This window comes from Sphingobium sp. B8D3B (genome assembly GCF_025961875.1).
Lineage (GTDB): Bacteria > Pseudomonadota > Alphaproteobacteria > Sphingomonadales > Sphingomonadaceae > Sphingobium.
In genome coordinates this window covers 2932035-2948525 of record NZ_JAOQON010000001.1, presented here as the reverse complement: position 1 = coordinate 2948525, position 16491 = coordinate 2932035, and the positions used below count along the sequence as shown (strand labels likewise).

At 65.2% G+C, this 16491-nt stretch carries 10 protein-coding genes and 1 riboswitch; all 10 genes read right to left on the bottom strand.

The window, feature by feature from the left end:
* Complete coding sequence (locus tag M2343_RS13835) at window positions 1-6921, bottom strand: filamentous hemagglutinin N-terminal domain-containing protein (protein WP_264577100.1); 6921 nt, start codon at window positions 6919-6921, stop codon at window positions 1-3.
* Between the two features lie 51 nt (window positions 6922-6972).
* Window positions 6973-8634, bottom strand: coding sequence for a ShlB/FhaC/HecB family hemolysin secretion/activation protein (locus M2343_RS13830; RefSeq protein ID WP_264577099.1), 1662 nt, complete (start codon window positions 8632-8634; stop codon window positions 6973-6975).
* 434 nt (window positions 8635-9068) lie between these two features.
* Window positions 9069-9148: riboswitch (cyclic di-GMP riboswitch) on the bottom strand.
* A 449-nt stretch (window positions 9149-9597) separates the two neighbouring features.
* On the bottom strand, window positions 9598-10122 hold the full coding sequence (gene ssb / locus M2343_RS13825; protein ID WP_181561162.1) for a single-stranded DNA-binding protein: 525 nt from the start codon (window positions 10120-10122) through the stop codon (window positions 9598-9600).
* A 108-nt stretch (window positions 10123-10230) separates the two neighbouring features.
* Window positions 10231-12096 (bottom strand): ferrous iron transporter B, encoded by a 1866-nt coding sequence (gene feoB / locus M2343_RS13820; RefSeq protein ID WP_264577098.1) that lies wholly within the window; start codon window positions 12094-12096, stop codon window positions 10231-10233.
* The gene (locus M2343_RS13815; RefSeq protein WP_181561160.1) at window positions 12096-12359 is read right to left on the bottom strand and encodes a FeoA family protein; all 264 of its coding nucleotides are present in this window, start codon (window positions 12357-12359) and stop codon (window positions 12096-12098) included. The genes feoB and M2343_RS13815 overlap by 1 nt, the downstream gene beginning before the upstream one ends.
* Before the next feature lie 104 nt (window positions 12360-12463).
* On the bottom strand, window positions 12464-13159 hold the full coding sequence (locus tag M2343_RS13810; protein ID WP_264573941.1) for a COQ9 family protein: 696 nt from the start codon (window positions 13157-13159) through the stop codon (window positions 12464-12466).
* Window positions 13160-13221: 62 nt separating this feature from the next.
* Window positions 13222-13641 carry a 6,7-dimethyl-8-ribityllumazine synthase gene (ribH, locus tag M2343_RS13805; protein WP_264577097.1) on the bottom strand — a complete coding sequence of 140 codons (420 nt, stop codon included), beginning with the start codon at window positions 13639-13641 and terminating at the stop codon, window positions 13222-13224.
* A 32-nt stretch (window positions 13642-13673) separates the two neighbouring features.
* On the bottom strand, window positions 13674-14537 hold the full coding sequence (locus tag M2343_RS13800) for a DMT family transporter (RefSeq protein ID WP_264577096.1): 864 nt from the start codon (window positions 14535-14537) through the stop codon (window positions 13674-13676).
* Window positions 14538-14539: 2 nt separating this feature from the next.
* Complete coding sequence (ribB, locus tag M2343_RS13795; protein ID WP_264571710.1) at window positions 14540-15826, bottom strand: 3,4-dihydroxy-2-butanone-4-phosphate synthase; 1287 nt, start codon at window positions 15824-15826, stop codon at window positions 14540-14542.
* 55 nt (window positions 15827-15881) lie between these two features.
* Window positions 15882-16490, bottom strand: coding sequence for a riboflavin synthase (locus tag M2343_RS13790; RefSeq protein WP_264577095.1), 609 nt, complete (start codon window positions 16488-16490; stop codon window positions 15882-15884).
* Between the last annotated feature and the right edge of the window lies 1 nt (window position 16491).

Here is a 16491-nt window from a genome sequence, read left to right as displayed (position 1 = left end):
TTAGCGCGCGCTGGCCAATTCCAGCTCCCGCTCCACCTCCTGCCGGCCCTCGTCGATCTGGATGATGATCGCCCTGTAGCCCTGCCGCAGCAGCTCGCCCAGCCGCTGGACGGTGTTGACGACGATCGGAGGCCGCGCCGGACCAACCGCAGCGCTGGCGGGCGCGATTACGCCCAGCGTGAGATTGACGGGCAGGATGATCTCGCCGGTGCCGGTCACCTGACCGCCGACGGGCGTGATGAACGTGTCCGTGATAATCTGGTTCGGGTTGATCTTGCCGCCAGCCACTACGGGCTGATCGTTGACCACGAACGACCCATCGCCATTGCTGCTGATCTCCTTGAACACACCCTCGATGGTGCCGCCGGGCGCATCGACGACGAGCGCGCCGCCGTTGACCTGCACGTTGAGCGGCGTGTTCGACTGCAGCGAGATCGTGCCGCCCGAGCTGATCGTGCTGGTCACCGCGCCCGGTGCCGCCACCGACACGGCGCCACCGGCGTTGATCGCGCTGGAAATGCTGCCCGTGCCCGAGGTGACCGAGGCGCTGCCCGCCGTGACGATCTGCGAACTGATCGATCCGGCACTGGCCAGCACGGTGACCGGGCCGGTCGCCTTGATCGATCCGCTCACATTGCCGGACCCCGCCAAGACGCTCACGCCGCCGCCCGCATTGACCGTGCTCGATATGCCCGACTGCGAGGCGATGGACGCCGAGCCCCCGGAGGTGACGGACGAGCTGACCGGCCCCGTCGCGCTCAGCGCCACCGGCCCGGCGGCCTGGATGGAGCCACCTACGCTGCCGCTTGAGGTGAGCGAGACACTGCTTTGCGAACTGACGTCGCGCGAGACATTGCTGGTGTAGGCAAGCTGCACCGGGCCGCCCGCTATGATCGAGCCCGTGCCCGAGCCGCCCGCGCTCACCGCCACGGAGCCACCCGCCACGATGGGGCCGCTCTCGCTGCCAGTCACCGAAGCGCTCACATTGCCGAGCGTATCCAGCGTGTTGGCGCTGAACAGCTGGTTGCCACTCAGTTGCGAGGTGAAGTCGCCCGCCAGCTTGACGGTTGCGGCGGAGAAGTTCCCGCCCGTGACGGACAGGCTGCCCAGCCGCACGCTTTCGCTGCCCAGATTGCCGAGGTTGACGTCACCATCCCCTGTGGCACCCGCAAGACCGGTGCCGGTGAGGAACGCCACGCTTTGCGCGGCATTGGCGGTGCCGATCAGATTGGGGCTGATCGCGATCGACCCGCCGGGACGCGCATCGAACTGGGTGAGCGCCTGTGTCAGGCGCAGCGTTGATCCGTTCGCCGTTCCGCTGAACGTTAGCCCGCTCGCCGTGTAGCTGCTGCCGTTCAGCACGACCTGATTGCCGGTCACGCGCGTTGCGCCGAGCCGGGTGATCTGGCCGATATTGCCCAGAGCGGCCGTGCTCGCATTCAGCGTGAACGTCTGGCCACCGCCTGCACTTCCGTTGATGCCGAGGAAACTGGCCACCGTCAGCGCGTCGACCGTGGTGGCGCCGGCCAGCGTCGTGGCGCCGTTCACGGAGAAGCTGGTTGCGCTGTACGTGCCGGCCAGCGTCGTCGCGCCGGTGTAGCTCTGCGCTCCCGCCGTGACAGCGCCCGCGGTCATGATCTGACCGCCGGTCGCCGTGATGCTGCCGACGTTCACCGACCCCAGCTCGATCGGGCCTTGCCCGGCGTCCACGGCCAGCGTCGGGGGTCCGCTGACGATACCCAGACGGACAGCTCCGCCGTTCGTCACCAACGTGGTTGCGCCACCAAGCGTGGTCGCGCCATCCACGCGGAAGGCGCCTCCGCCTGTGCTGAACGTGCCGGAGAGGCTGGTCGCGCCGGTGTAGGTCTGGGTGGCGGTCGTTGCGATGTTGGAGGCCGAGAGCATCGTGCCCGTGGCGTCCAGACGACCGATTGCCGCGCTTCCGATGGCGACAGTGTTGCCGCTCAGGCTCAGCCCATGGTTTCCGTCGACCGAGGCAAGGCTGATCGTGCCCGCCGGCGCTCCAATCACCATATCCCCGGAGAGGGTGAGGAGACCGGCGGCGGTGAAGCCGCCCTGCCCCACCGTCACCGAGCCCCTGATGCTGCTGCCGGCCGCGCCGCCGCCAAGTGTCATCCCGTCCAAAGTCGCGCCCTCGAAGATGAGCGCGCGCAAGCCGGACAGGCTGGCCGCTTCGCTATAGCGGCCGGCGCCGACGAAGATCGCGTCGCCCGTGCTGGAGCCGTCGAGCGCCGACTGGAGCGACAGCATCGCCGTCCCCCCAGCACCGAGCTGCCCCTCGCCGACATAATAGGTGCCGCTGCTCGCCGTGCCAGACCAGCCCTGAACAAGGCTCGCGTTTGCCGCTGCAAGGTTAACGGCATAGTCGAAGGCGTCCTGCCGGCTCTTCTGGAAGAAGGTGAACTGCGCGCCGTCCTGCCGGTGCTCGGCATTCCGGACGATATAGTCGTAGCCCAGGATATTGATCGCACCGGGCGCCGTCATCGTGGACGAATTCTGCAGGTAGAGGCCGTTCGATTCACCGAAGCTGTTGCTGGCCTCGATCGTGATATTGGTGAGTTGCTGGGTGCTGCCACCACCGTCGATGTTGTTGGCCTGATAGAGCGCCAGCCCACCCCAGGCATTGCCGGCCGTCTGGCTGTTGCGCACAACGACATTGGCGCTGTCGGTGATCGAAATGCCGTTGCCGGCCACGACGCCGCTGACCGACACCCCATCGATGGTCGCGCCGACGACGGCGTTCAGATCGAGACCGGTCTTGTGCGATCCGCTGATCGCCACATCAGTAATCGCAAAGCCGGTGTTCCGGGAATCGGCATCGCCGCGCTTTTCAACCTTGATCCCGTAGGTGGAGCTGGTGTTCGCGTGGGAACCGAGCAACGCGAAACCGCTCAATGCAACATCGTCGGCATTCACCCTTATGCCGTAATGGCCATGACCGCTGGCATCGATCACGGTCAGCCCGGAGCCCTGGCCAACCACATCGATATCCTTTGTGATAAACAGCGTGTCGGTGAGACTGTGGGTGCCCGCCGACAGGTTCAGCCTATCGCCATCTTGGCCCAGCGCCAGGGCGCGCCGCACGGCATCCGGGCCGGATGCGGTGGTGACGAAGAGCTGGCCGGCCACCACATGGGCGAGACCCGCGCCGGCCACGTCGACGCCATGGGTAATCCGATCTTCGACAGCGAAGAGCTGGTCCAGCGTCAGTGCGCTCGCCAGCACGCCGTTGAAGCTGACTCCGGTCAGATCGAGATCATTCGCGCTGCGCCACACAATATGCTGCACGGTGGCGTCACCCGCGACGAAATTGTTGCCGCTGCCGAAGCTGAGTGTCCCCGCGCCGGCGACATTGGTCGGCAGGTAGAAATCATAGCGATTGTTGATGAAGCTGTTGCCGGTGATGGTCGTCGCCGTCGGCAGGCCAAAGCCGGGCTCGACAGCCAGAACCTGGTTGTTGTTGGTGAAGATGTTGTCGGTAAGGTTCAGCGCCTCCACGCCCCGCATCATCAGCACGGCGCCGTAGGTGGCTTCGCCGCTGGGCGTCCAACTGCTCGCCCCGACATCGCTGACGCTGTTGCCGACGAAATCGACGGTTCCGGCGCGGAACGCCTTGAAGATCGCGCCGAACGAGAGGTCCGAATCGCCGCCATCGCGCACGATATTCTGAGCGATCGTCACATCCGGATAATCGAAGTCGCCGCTCTGCTGCCGGAAGGCGATGTGCCCTGCCGTGTGGTCGAGCAGATTGCCGCTGAACACGACACGACCAATCTGCGCGCCGTCATTGGCGCCACCCGCACCGCTGCGCGTATCGAACGCTGCCCAGCCACGGATATTGAGGAATTCCGAGCCGGTGATCGCGATATCGCCACCAATCTGCCCGCCGATGAAGCCGTGGCGGCCCGCGGCATTTTCGCCGTCGATCCGCACGCCGCTCAGGGTTAGCCCGGTGATCGTCCCGCTGTTGCTGATTACGGCGGAGCCGGCCGAGCCCCGCACCGCGAAGTTCCGCAGGGTCAGTCCGCTCGGGCTGCCGCTGATCGTCATGCCGCCGGTGATGATCGTCTCATCCATGCCTGCGCCGCTCAGGGTCAGCGCCTTGGTGATGGCTGCGGTCTCTTCATAGGTGCCGGCGGCGACATTCACCGTCGCGCCGGACCGCGCATCGCCGATCGCGGTGTTGATCGACAGGCCTTCGGCCACGGTGAAGATGTTGGTCAGGCCGCCCGGGCCGTATCCCTCGATCGAACTGGCCGCAGCATTGCCCACGTCCCGCGCGAAACTGAGCGCATCCGCCAGGTCGGTGCGATAGAAAATGAACTGCCGGTCTAGATCATCGCTGCGATGATCGCTGTTGCGCACCGCATAATCGAAGCCGGTCAGGTTGAGCTGGCCGAACTGCTGCGTGGTCGATTCAAGCTGGCTGAACAGACCCAGCTGTTCTTCGAAGCTGTTGAGAGCAGCATTGATGGTGATGTTCGTCGTCTGCCCATTATAGCCGCTGCTCTTGTTGCTCTGATACAGGGCAACGCCGCCCCAATCATTGCCGAGCGTATGCACGCCCTCCAGCACCACATCGGCACTGTCGGTGATCTGCACACCGGCCCCTTCCGTGAGAATTGCGTCGTCGGCGACGCTGCGGCCATCGGCGGTGACGTTGGTTATGCGAGCACCGACCACACCGTTAAGGTCCAGCTCGGCTCGCCGCGAGCCACGCACCGTCACATTGCTGATCGCAAAGTCGTGGACCCGCTCGCTCGTTCCGCCCGGCGTGCTGACATGCCCCGCCGGATCGGGCTGGACCTTGATGCCGTAATTACCGCCGGCGAGCGTGCTGCCATATAGCGTGAAATTCGACAGAGACACATTGTCGGCAAAGACGGAGATCGTCCCGAGCCCGTTGCCGCTGACCGCGCGCCCATCGAGGATCACGCCGCTTTCCGACTGGCCAGTCAGGGTCAGCGCCTTGCGGATGACGAGTTGCGAACTGCCAAGATCGTAGGTGCCGTCCCGCACCTCCACCATGCCGCCGGACACGACGGCGTTCACGCCAGCCTGTACCGACGACAGAGGCGTCGCCGCCGATCCCTGAGCGCCTCCGGAACCGTTTGTTGCGACCGTGACATGCGTCCGGTTCGAGGCGGTATAGGCCTGGTTGAACACGGACATGCCGCCATTGGCACCGCTCAGCGCTAGCAGTCGCGCCTGCTCGTCCACGGAGATATTGGCGCCGAGCAGACCGTTTCCGGACGCGGTCGTGGTGCCGTCCCACACCCCGTTCAGATGCAGGTTGATGCCCCACTCGTTGCCGAAAGCACCCGCGCTGTTGCCGCTGATGACGAACCCGGAGGCGGACCCATCGACATATTGGAGGGAAATGCCGCTCTTCGTATTGTCGATCAGGTTGCCGGTGATCCGCAGATCGGTGACATTGCGTCCATCGACGAGAATACCGTTGCGCACGCCAATGATGCTGTTGCCGGCGATCGTTGCGTTATCTGCGCCATTGAGCAGCGCGATGCCACGCGTAACTGAGTTCCCCCAATCAAAACCCGATGCGGTCGCGCCTTCGGGCAGAGTACCGATGAACCGCATGCCGGTAATCGTCACGTCATCGGCATTGACGGTCAGCCCGTTGATTGCGCCGCCCGTCAGCGGAAGCCGGATGGTCGCCAGACCGCCACCATTGATGGTCACATTGTCGCGTGAAATGGTCGCACCGGCGGCGTAGATGCCCTCGCCCAGATTCAGCAGCGTGCCACCGGCGACGGTGCCGATCACGCCGAGCGCATCCCCGATCACATCGCCATTGCCGCTCACATCGGCACCGCCGACATTGAGCGACATCGCCAGCGCCCCGTCCGCCACATTGATCTGCCCGGCCCCGCCGATGCGGGCGCCCTCCACGAGCATATCGCCAGACACGGACAGCGCCGAGGTGACGTCGATCCCACCGGCCGCTCTGGCGCCGGCCAGACCGTCCGCACCGGCATCGATGGTTCCGCTCATCGCAAGATCGCCACTTTGGGCGAACAGCACGACCGTTCCGTCGGGTTCGGAGGTCATGCCGGACGCCGTGAGCGTGCCGCTATTGACCACCTGATCGATCAGGGCTCCGGCTGTCCGGGCGGTGAGCAGGATCTGGCCGCCCCGCGCGGCAATCGTGCCGCTGTTCTCGACCAGCGCATTGTCCGCGCCGAGGCCGATCTCCAGAAAGCCGGTGCCATCCAGATCCAGCGTAGCGCTGCTACCCGAGGCGAGCACGACGCGCCCCAGCCGGGCCGAAATCACGCCCTGATTGCGCACGGTCGGCGCGAAGAACGCGGCAAGGCCCTGATCGGCAATGCTGATATTGGCGCCAGCGCTGACCACGATCTCGGCCGTCGATCCCTGCATACCGGTGAAGGCGAGCGGGCCGCCGTTCATGAAATCGGCATCCACCACATTGGCGCTGCTGGCGATCAGGCCGCCGACATTCACGTCGGCCGTGCCGGCAAACATCACGCCATTGCTGTTGATGACCGCCACGATGCCGTTGGCATTGAGAGACCCGGCGATCTGCGACGGCGCATCGCCTCCAACGACACGGTTGAGCGCGACGGCGCTGGCGCCCGGCTGCGAAAAGGTGACCTGCGCATTCGAGCCGATGTCGAAGCTGTTCCACTCGATCAGCGCGCGGTCGCTGGTCTGCGTGATGGCCAGGCTGGAGGAAACGGGCGCACCGATGGTGGCGCTGCCGCCGACCACCACGCCGCCGGTCGGCAGGGCATTGGCGTCCTGCGCGAGAGCGGGGCGTGCGCTGGCCAGCGCGAGAATGGCTGCCGAGAGCAGCAGCGCGGTCCGGCGGCCGCGAAGGGGTGAGAGGGCGGGCTGTGCTGCGAGAGTGGACGTGCTCATATCAGGTCTCCACGAAATCGGAACGATCGGCGCGAGGATGGTCGCGCCGGCTCAGTAAGCGGCGCTCAGGGACACAAAGATGCGGCCATCCCGGTTGCCCTCGGCGCTCACGGCGCGGCGGACGGGCTTGGCGTATTCCATCGAGAGGCTGAAACGGTCGGCAATGCCGGCCCGCAGGCCGGCGCCATAGGATCGCAATCCGGCGCGCGGGCGCTCGCCTGGCAGCAGATCGTTCTGCCAGACACGGCCGCCTTCATAATAGACATAGGGTTCGACCGTCCCCATGCCGCGCGCGGCGATGGTGTAGAAAAGCTCCACCTTGCCGGCGATGCCCTTGTCCCCGGTGATTTCGGAGGGATCATAGGCGCGGCCATATTGGGCGCCGCCCAAGCCGAACTCTTCGGAGGCCAGCAGGCTTTCGGCCGACCACTGACCCGTGGCGCCGAGCAGAAGATGCAGGCCGCGATAGAGAGGCTGCACCCGCGTCACTTCGCCATTGAGACGGGTGAACATGGCCGATGCAGTCCCTCGTGATTTCGCGGGGTCGCCCAGCCTTGTCGCATCGAAAACGTCGAGCCCCTGTGTCACGGAGGCGCGCAGCGTCGTCTGGCCGCCCATTCGGTCGGCATGATTGGCCAGCAATTCGGCCGTGACGGTGCGAATGCGGTCATCGAAAACCGGATCGATCAGGCGATTGCGGGAACTGCTCTCCCGCGATTGCCAGGAGAACCGCCCGAGAACGTTGGTGTGCCGGCTGCGCAACATGGGGTATTGGAGAGCAAGGCCCCAGCTGAAGCTCTTGCCCTTGACGGCCAGCACCCGCAGTTCGTCACCCGGCTTGGTGCGCGCGAAGCTGGCAAAGCCGCTCATCCGCAGCCCGGAACCGCCGAGCGGCTGATCATAGGCGCCGGACACGAAGGCCAGTTCACCGCTTTCATCAGGGGCGGCCACCGCGGTGAGGGCAAGGCGTCCGCCCAGCTGCGCGAGATCGTTGAAAACCAGCCCTCCGAAGAGTTGCACCGGCCCGAGCCAGCGCGATCCGCGATTATCCACCGCGACAAAGGCCTCGATCGGTTGGCGCGCGACGAGGAGAGAGAGGTCGGCGGCCCCTTCGTCGCTCGACGGGGTCAGCACGGCACGCACGCTGGCGCCTTTGAGGTCGCGCGCGAGCAGCAGCGCACGTGCGAGATCATCGCCCGAGGTCGGCCGCTCGGCCCGCACCGGCGCGAAATAGCCTTCGAGGAGCGGGCGATAGCCGCCGGGATCGCCCTCGACGCGCACGTCACCGATGAAGCCCTCGACAATGTTGATCGTCGCAACGCCGTTTTCGATACGCTGCGGCGCGACCACCGCGCGGGACAGCACGAAACCCCGGCGCCGATATTCCGTCGTCACCGCTTCCGCGAGCCGGAAAAGGTCGGCCAGGGTGATGTCGCGGTTGAGATAGGGTTGGGCCAGAGCGTTCAGAACGTCGAGCGGCACCGCGGTCGCTCCCTCGAACCGGATGAGGGAGAGGCGGAGCGACGCCGTGCTCTCCGGCGCAGCCTCCGATGTGGGCGCCTGCGGGAGTTCCACCGGCGAGACCGAGGGCATGGCCGGCTGCCCGCGCAGACGCTCGTCGACCCTTCCGGGATCGACAGTCTGCTGCGCATGCGCGGATGTGCCCGCCAGCGCGATGGCGGCCAGCAATAAGCTACGAGTCGTCATGGTCATTCCGATCCCCTTGTTCCCCATCGGAAAGTGATTGAGCGCCACGATGCAGCCCCCTGCATCGCGGTGTGCGAGCGCCGTCAGGCGGCTCTGAAATCTTTAACGAGAGCGGTTGTCGCGCGGCGGTCGGTAACCGTGACAGGCTGGCGGCCAAGTCCCTGACCGGCTGAAGCCCGACCCGCCTCTTGCTCTTGCTGCAAAGCCCGTGATCGCAGGGCGCCGCAGGGCCGCCTCACCGTGCCGGCCCGCTCATTCTGCGGTGACAAGAATGTGAGAGACGCCAAGCCTCGCCATCGCGCGCGCCACATTTGGCGCGCGAAAACGCGCCTGTTTTCAAGATATTCAAAGGAAAACCCGCATATCTCCGCTACGGAGCATGGCGGCTTTCGAAGGCTCCTGGGGGAGCCCGGAAGATCACGCGGTGTCATGTTCGACCTTTCGGCAACCCCGCTATCCTGAAGGCTCAGGACCGGAGGCTTTGCGTCCCGCCGTTACCGACGGTTTGCCCTTTCGAGATCAAGGCGATCTCATCGGTCTGTTAATGGGCATAGTTAATCGAGCCCGTCAAGGTTAATGAGAGCCGATTGCAAAGATGAAGGATTAATAGAAATTTCACGCTGACACACGTTCGCGTGAAAATTTCGTCGATTCCGGAATAATCCGGGCAGTCGCCAAGATAAGGAGCGAGATTTGTCTTATGGCATCGCGGTATCGCCAATCACGCGTCGCAATTGCTCTGCAGGATTGCGTTGAAGACTATAGTTAAACTCTATTTAACTGACGTGGACCCTGGGATTTTGACATGCTCACTGTGATCGGCGGCGCGGTCGCTCCCCTGGCGGCCAACTGCTTACGCCGTAGGCGCGGACAGACCCACGCGCAGAAGCGCTCCGCACGTCCATTCAGACTGCCGGCGCTAGCTTTATCGCTGCAAGGAACCCGCGCGCCTTGTGCGCCGGGCGACCGTCAGAACGGAATTTCGTCGTCATCCAGCCCGTCGTCGAACGCGCTGCTGCTCGAGCGCGCGCCACTGCCGCCAGACGAGGAGCGACCACCGCCGAAGTCGTCATTACCGCCGCCCCAGCTATCGTTGCGGCTGCCGCCACCACCGCCCTGACCGCCGCCACCGCCGCCGCCCTGGCCGCCGTCGAGCATCGTCATCACAGCGCCGGGGCCGGAGAGCACGATCTCGGTGGAATAGCGGTCCTGCCCGTTCTGGTCCTGCCATTTGCGGGTCTGCAGCGAGCCTTCGAGATAGACCTTCTTGCCCTTGCGCAGGTATTTTTCGGCAATGCCGATCAGGCCATCCGAGCGGATCACGACGCTGTGCCATTCGGTCCGCTCACGGCGCTCACCGGAGGCGCGATCGGTCCAGTTTTCCGACGTCGCGATGCGCAGATTGCAGATGCGTCCGCCATTGCTGAAGCTCTTCACTTCAGGATCGGCACCGAGATTGCCGACCAGAATGACCTTGTTGACGCTGCCTGCCATGGAGCTCTCCGAAAAACGCGACGAGGATAGGAAATCGAACGGCTGCTTATAAAGCTGAACGGCGTCTCGTCCAGATCGCAATACCGCTCTGCATCCGCCTCGCGTCGATTAAAGGCCGAAGGCGACCGCCGTCCAATAGGTCGCGCCCGCGGCCAGCCAGGCCAGCCCGAACAGATAGGCCGTCATGAAAAGCGGCCAGCGCCAGCCATTGGTCTCCCGCCGGGCAACCGCGATGGTCGACAGGCATTGCGGAGCGAACACGAACCAGGCGAGGAAGGCCAGCGCCGTCGGCAGCGACCAGCGCCCCTGCAGGCGTTCGCCAAGTGTGCGGGCGGTCTCGTCCTCATCTTCACTGGCCTCGATGGCATTGGCCGTCGCGAGCGCCGACACGGCGACCTCACGCGCTGCCATGGCCGGGATCAGCGCCAGCGCGATTTCATGGTTGAACCCCACCGGCCGCAGCACCGGCTCGATCACACTCGCGATGCGCCCCGCCGCGCTATACTCGACCAGGCTGGCCGAACTGCCCGCCGGCGGCTTGGGGAAGGAGAGCAGCAGCCACAGGACAATGGTGGTGCCGAAGATGATCGTGCCGGCGCGGCGCAGGAAGATCCACGCACGCTGCCACAGGCCGATGATGACGTCGCGCAGCATCGGCATCTGATATTTCGGCAATTCCATCAGGAAGCTGCCGCCCGGCCCCTTGATGACGCCCATGCGCAGCAGCATCGCGACGATGACCGCGCCGATGATGCCGGATACATAGAGCGCAAACAGCACCAGACCCTGCAGACCGACCCCGCCCCAGACCGTGGTCGAGGGGATGAAGGCGGCGATGATCAGCGTATAGACCGGCAAGCGCGCCGAGCAGGTCATCAGCGGCGCAATGAGGATGGTGGTGAGGCGATCCTTGGGGTCCGAGATGGTCCGTGTCGCCATGATGCCGGGGATGGCGCAGGCGAAGCTGGAGAGCAGCGGAATGAACGCGCGACCGGACAGGCCGACCCGCGCCATCAGACCATCCATCAGGAAGGCGGCGCGGGTCATGTAGCCCGTCGCCTCCAGCATGAGGATGAAGAAGAAGAGAATGAGGATCTGCGGCAGGAAGACCACCACTGACCCCACGCCGTTGATGACGCCCTGTACGATGAGATCGCGCACGAAGCCTTCGGGCAGGATCGCTTCCATCGCCGCCTGAAGAGAGGCGAATGCTGCCTCGATCATGGCGATCGGCGCCTCGGACCAGGCGAAAACGGCCTGGAAGATGACGAACAGCAGCGCCAGCAGGATGAGCGGTCCCAGGAGTGGATGGAGCACGATCCGGTCGATCTGTGCGGTGATCCGGCGGGTGGGCGTTTCGGCGACGATGGCACGCTGGGCGATTCGGCGCGCTTCGCGACGCAGATCATCGGCATCCCGCGCTGCGTGCGTTGCGAGGACGGCGGGCGCGGGAGCATGGGCCGGCACTGCCGCCACCATGGCCGCCTTCAGATCATCCAGCCCGCGCCGGCGCACGGCGACGGTCGGGATGACCGGTACGCCGAGGTCGGCCGCAAGCTGCGTCGCGTCCAGTTCCAGTCCGTCGCGGGTCGCCAGATCGACCATGTTCAGCGCCAGAACGCAGGGCGAGCCGAGCGCGATCAATTCCAGCGCGAAGCGCAGGTGATTGTCGAGATTGGCGGCATCGACGACGATGACGAGGAGGTCCGGCCGCCGTTCGCCTTCCTGATGGCCGAACACGACGTTGCGGGTCACCTGCTCGTCCGGGCTCTTCGCATCGAGACTATAGGTGCCGGGAAGATCGACGAGATCGGCTGTCCGCCCATCCGGCAGCACCAGCCTTCCGAGCTTGCGCTCAACGGTGACGCCCGGATAATTGCCGACCTTCTGGTGCGCGCCGGTCAGCGCATTGAAGAGCGCGCTCTTGCCGGCATTGGGATTGCCGACCAGCGCGATGGTGAAGCGATCATCCATCACGCCGCTGCCTCACCCGCATCAGCCGCAGTACGGACGTGGATGGCATCGGCATGCGCCGCCCGCATGGCGACGATCATGCGCCCGATGCGGCAGGCATGAGCCCCGCGACCTGTGAATCCAGCGCGATGGAGCAGTTCGACGCTGGCGCCCTCATGCAGGCCGAGTTCGCGCAGGCGGCGACCGTCCATCTCGGATATGGCGTTCCAGTCGACACTGTCGACATAGGCGGGGCGATTGGGTTCTAGGGAGGTCAGGCGCAACGCAATATCGATCTCTTGTGGTTTTGCGAACGACTATCAATATCGCCCGATAGAAGCAAGGCGATGCTGGCGCGGCCGTGGCTTATCGGCAGGACGCCAGATGTTTAGCGCCCCCGGTAGCGCAGCCGGCCCAGGAAGCGCGCCATGCTGAAATGCTGGTCGGTCTGCCCAGTCAGCCGGCCCTTGGCTTTCTCGAACCGCATGATCCCTTCGATCCGCCGCGCCAGAAAGGCACGGGTGTCGGCATAATCTGCGCTCTCGTCATTGACGAAGACGAGCAGGGTCGCGGCATAGACTCCCGCCAGCGTGGTGCGCTTGGAATAATGATTATAGTCCACCGCGCGGTCGCCAGCGGCACGCCACATCGCATCGGCAGCGCGCCAGCCCAGCCGGGTCGCCCGCGGCAGGTTGAGCGGCATCGCCAGCACGGCCTGAGCGCGGCGCAGCGCCTCGCGATTGGGCGCCAGCACCGCAAGCCGGGCTTCGACCAGTGCCGTGATCCGCTCACGAATTTTCATCGCAGCCAGACGCTCCGCCGGCAGGGCATCAAGCATGGCCTGATCGACGCTGGCGAACCACGCATCGATCATGGTCAGAGCGCCGCCGGAGAAAGCCAGCGCCGCCACGTCCCGATCCACACCAGCTGTGTCGGCTGCGACCGCGAGAGCCGCATCGGACCAGCCATCGAAGGCGGCATTGGCCGCGATCAACGGCGCGAGCCGCAGTCGCAGGTCGTCCAGGGTCTCATCAGCCAGCAGACCGGCAGTCTGCGGCGCGGCGGTGGAGGGCGCGAGGGTCATGGCCCCTGCTCTACGGCATTTTCACGCGCGAGGAAATCGCTGCCGCCATCGCGATGGCCGTCTCAGCGATACTCTTCGGCGATCTCCAGCATGCGCATCGCAGCAACGGCGGCCTCGCCACCCTTGTTCTTGCGGGCCGGATCGGCGCGTTCGAGCGCCTGCGCCTCGTTTTCCACGGTCAGAATGCCATTGCCGATCGGGATGCCATCCATGGTGAGCGCCATCAGTCCACGCGCGCTTTCGTTGGAGACGATCTCGAAATGATAGGTTTCGCCACGGATCACGACGCCGATGGCGACGAAGCCTTCATAGCGCCCGCTCTCAGCGGCCAGCGACACAGCGGCGGGAATCTCCAGCGCGCCGGGCACCGTGAGCACGTCGACCAGATGACCCGCCGCCTCCAGCGCCGCCCGCGCACCGGCAATCAGCATATCATTGAGGTGGTCATAGAAGCGCGCTTCGACGATCAGAAACTTGGCCATGTCGGTTCCTTTCAAGACATATGTTCGTGAGCTTATCTGAACGCCGTGCCGGCAATCACCGCGAGCGTGCCCGCCATCACCAGCAGACCGCCCGTCAGGCGGCGCCAGCCGAGCCTCTCCTTGAGCATCCACGCGCCAAGCACAAGCCCGAAGACGATGCTCGATTCGCGCACCGCCGCCACCGCGCCGACTGGCGCCAGACCAAGCGCGAACAGCGCCGGGGCAAACGCGACCACGGCCATCACCCCCGCCCGAAGCCCGGCGACCCGGTCGCGGATCATGAGGGACAAGGCGTTGCGACCGTGGCGCACCACCAGAGCGGCCGGCATGGGGAATGACCCGAGCAGGAAGAACCAGGCGATGAAGGTCAGCGAATCCGGGGCAGCTCGCACGCCCTTGGCATCGACCAGCGTGTAGCAGGTGGTCAGCAGCCCGGCGATGGCAGCGGCGGCAAAGCCGGCCGGCGAAATGGATCGGCCGCTCGCCAGCACCAGAATCCCGGTGCTCACGACCGCTATGCCGGTCAGGACGAAACCGTCCAGCCGGTCGCCCAGCAACGCCATACCGAGCAAGGCGGTGAACACCGGCACGAAGCCGCGGGCGATGGGATAGGCGGCATTGAAATCGCTGACCGAATAGGACCAGGAGAGGACGAGCTGGTAGATGGCATGAACCACGACGGCCGCGAGCAGCCAGGGCCAGAGCACTGCCGGCGGCAGGCCGATCCACAGCACGAATGGCAGGGCGAGCACGAATTCGACGCAGCGAATCCAGGCTAGCACCGCCAGCTTGTTCTCGCCCGATTTGAGCAGCGCATGCGCTGCCGCCGAGGCGAGCGCCGAAAACAATGCGAGCAGGAGGCCGGTCAGAACTGCCGCAGCGCTCCCTTCGATCATGGTCAGACGCCCGTGATCGCCCGCTCCTCGACAACCGCCAGATCATAGCCATCCAGCGCGATCAGATTGTGGTGGCTGTTGGTGAGCAGGATCATGTCATGCACGCCGAGATCGGCCAGGATCTGCGCGCCGACGCCATAATCGCGCAGCTCGTCCATACCGGCTGGGCTTGCTTCACCAGTGCGGATTTTCATCTGCCGGCTGAACCGGTCTTCGCTCGGGCGATTGATGACGACGATGACGCCGGCCCCTGCCTCGGCGATCATTTCCATCGCGCGGGAGAGCAGGCTGGCGCGCGGGCCTTCTTCGCCGAAAATATCAGTGAAGACGGACACCTGATGCATCCGCACAAGCGTCGGCTGCTCGGGCGTGACGTGGCCCTTGATGAGCGCGACCTGCTCGGACTCGGTCGCCCGGTTGAAGAAGGTCACCGCCCGCCACTCTCCGCCCCAGCGACTGGTGAACGTGGCTTCTGCGCGCCGCTCCAGCATATGATCGTTGCGGCGGCGATAGGCGATGAGATCGCGAATGGTGCCGATCTTGAGGCGATGCTTCTGCGCGAAGGGGATGAGATCATCGAGGCGGGCCATGGTCCCGTCGTCCTTCATGATCTCGCAGATCACGCCGGAGGGATTGAGTCCCGCCAACCGCGCGACGTCCACCGCCGCCTCGGTATGGCCGGTGCGCACGAGCACACCACCGTCGCGCGCGATCAGCGGGAAGACATGGCCTGGGGTCACGATGGCCTCGCGCCCCTTGGAGGCATCGATAGCCACGGCGACGGTCCGTGCACGATCGGCTGCGGAGATTCCGGTGGTCACGCCTTCGCGGGCCTCGATCGATACCGTGAAAGCCGTCTCGTGCCGGGTGCCGTTGCTGGCGCTCATCAGGTTGAGGCCCAGCGTTTCGACGCGCTGACGGGTCAGCGCCAGACAGATGAGGCCGCGGCCGTGCGTGGCCATGAAGTTGATTGCATCCGGGGTGGCCATCTGCGCGGGGATGACAAGATCGCCCTCATTCTCGCGATCTTCGTCGTCGACTAGAATGAACATCCGGCCATTGCGCGCCTCGTTGATGATCTCCTCGGCGCTAGCCAAGGCCGTCCCGTGCGCGCGGGCGAGCAGATAGCTTTCCAGCTTGCCCAGTGTGTCGGCGGTGGGATTCCAGTCGGCTTCATCCAACCGGCGCAGGCTGTTGGCGTGGAGCCCGGCGGCACGGGCGAGACCGGAGCGGGACAGAATGCCATCGCGCACCAGCTTACGGACGTTTTCGATCAATTCGCTGCTCATGAACGGCAAATATCACATTGTAATGTGATTGCCAATGTTTCTCGGCAACTGCGCCTTAGCTGCGGGCCTGATAATCCTTCATGCGCGCCAGATATCGGGCCAGCACGTCGATTTCCAGATTCACCGGTTGGCCCGGTGCGAGCTGGCCGAAGGTTGTCACCGACCAAGTGTGCGGAATGATGTTGAGGCCGAAAGTCGAGCCCTCCGAACCGTCTTCCACGGAATTCACGGTCAACGATACGCCAGCGACCGTGATCGACCCCTTGGCCGCGACATAGGGGGCAAGATCGGCCGGAAGCCGCACGGTCACCCGGTGCGAATCACCTTCGGCTGTGACGTCTGCGACTTCGCCGATGCCATCGACATGCCCGGTGACGATGTGCCCGCCCAGCTCATCCCCGAGCTTGAGCGCGCGCTCCAGATTGAGCAACCGCCCTTCTGCCCAGGCGCCCTGCGCGGTGCGCGAGACGGTCTCGGCGGACAGGTCGACCGCGAACCAGTTGGCGCCCTTGTCCACCACTGTAAGGCACACGCCGGAACAGGCAATGGAGGCGCCGATATCCACGCCCTCCATGTCATAATGGCAGCCGATGACCAGACGCAGGTCGCCGCGCTGCTGCGCGCTCTGGATGGTGCCGATGTCGGTGATGATGCCGGTAAACATG

Excerpts from the sequence above, each read along its gene's own strand:
- M2343_RS13835 (WP_264577100.1), bottom strand. The coding sequence starts at position 6,921 with ATGAGCACGTCCACTCTCGCAGCACAGCCCGCCCTCTCACCCCTTCGC.
- M2343_RS13830 (WP_264577099.1), bottom strand. The coding sequence starts at position 8,634 with ATGACCATGACGACTCGTAGCTTATTGCTGGCCGCCATCGCGCTGGCG.
- ssb (WP_181561162.1), bottom strand. The coding sequence starts at position 10,122 with ATGGCAGGCAGCGTCAACAAGGTCATTCTGGTCGGCAATCTCGGTGCC.
- feoB (WP_264577098.1), bottom strand. The coding sequence starts at position 12,096 with ATGGATGATCGCTTCACCATCGCGCTGGTCGGCAATCCCAATGCCGGC.
- M2343_RS13810 (WP_264573941.1), bottom strand. The coding sequence starts at position 13,159 with ATGACCCTCGCGCCCTCCACCGCCGCGCCGCAGACTGCCGGTCTGCTG.
- ribH (WP_264577097.1), bottom strand. The coding sequence starts at position 13,641 with ATGGCCAAGTTTCTGATCGTCGAAGCGCGCTTCTATGACCACCTCAAT.
- M2343_RS13800 (WP_264577096.1), bottom strand. The coding sequence starts at position 14,537 with ATGATCGAAGGGAGCGCTGCGGCAGTTCTGACCGGCCTCCTGCTCGCA.
- ribB (WP_264571710.1), bottom strand. The coding sequence starts at position 15,826 with ATGAGCAGCGAATTGATCGAAAACGTCCGTAAGCTGGTGCGCGATGGC.
- M2343_RS13790 (WP_264577095.1), bottom strand. The coding sequence starts at position 16,490 with ATGTTTACCGGCATCATCACCGACATCGGCACCATCCAGAGCGCGCAG.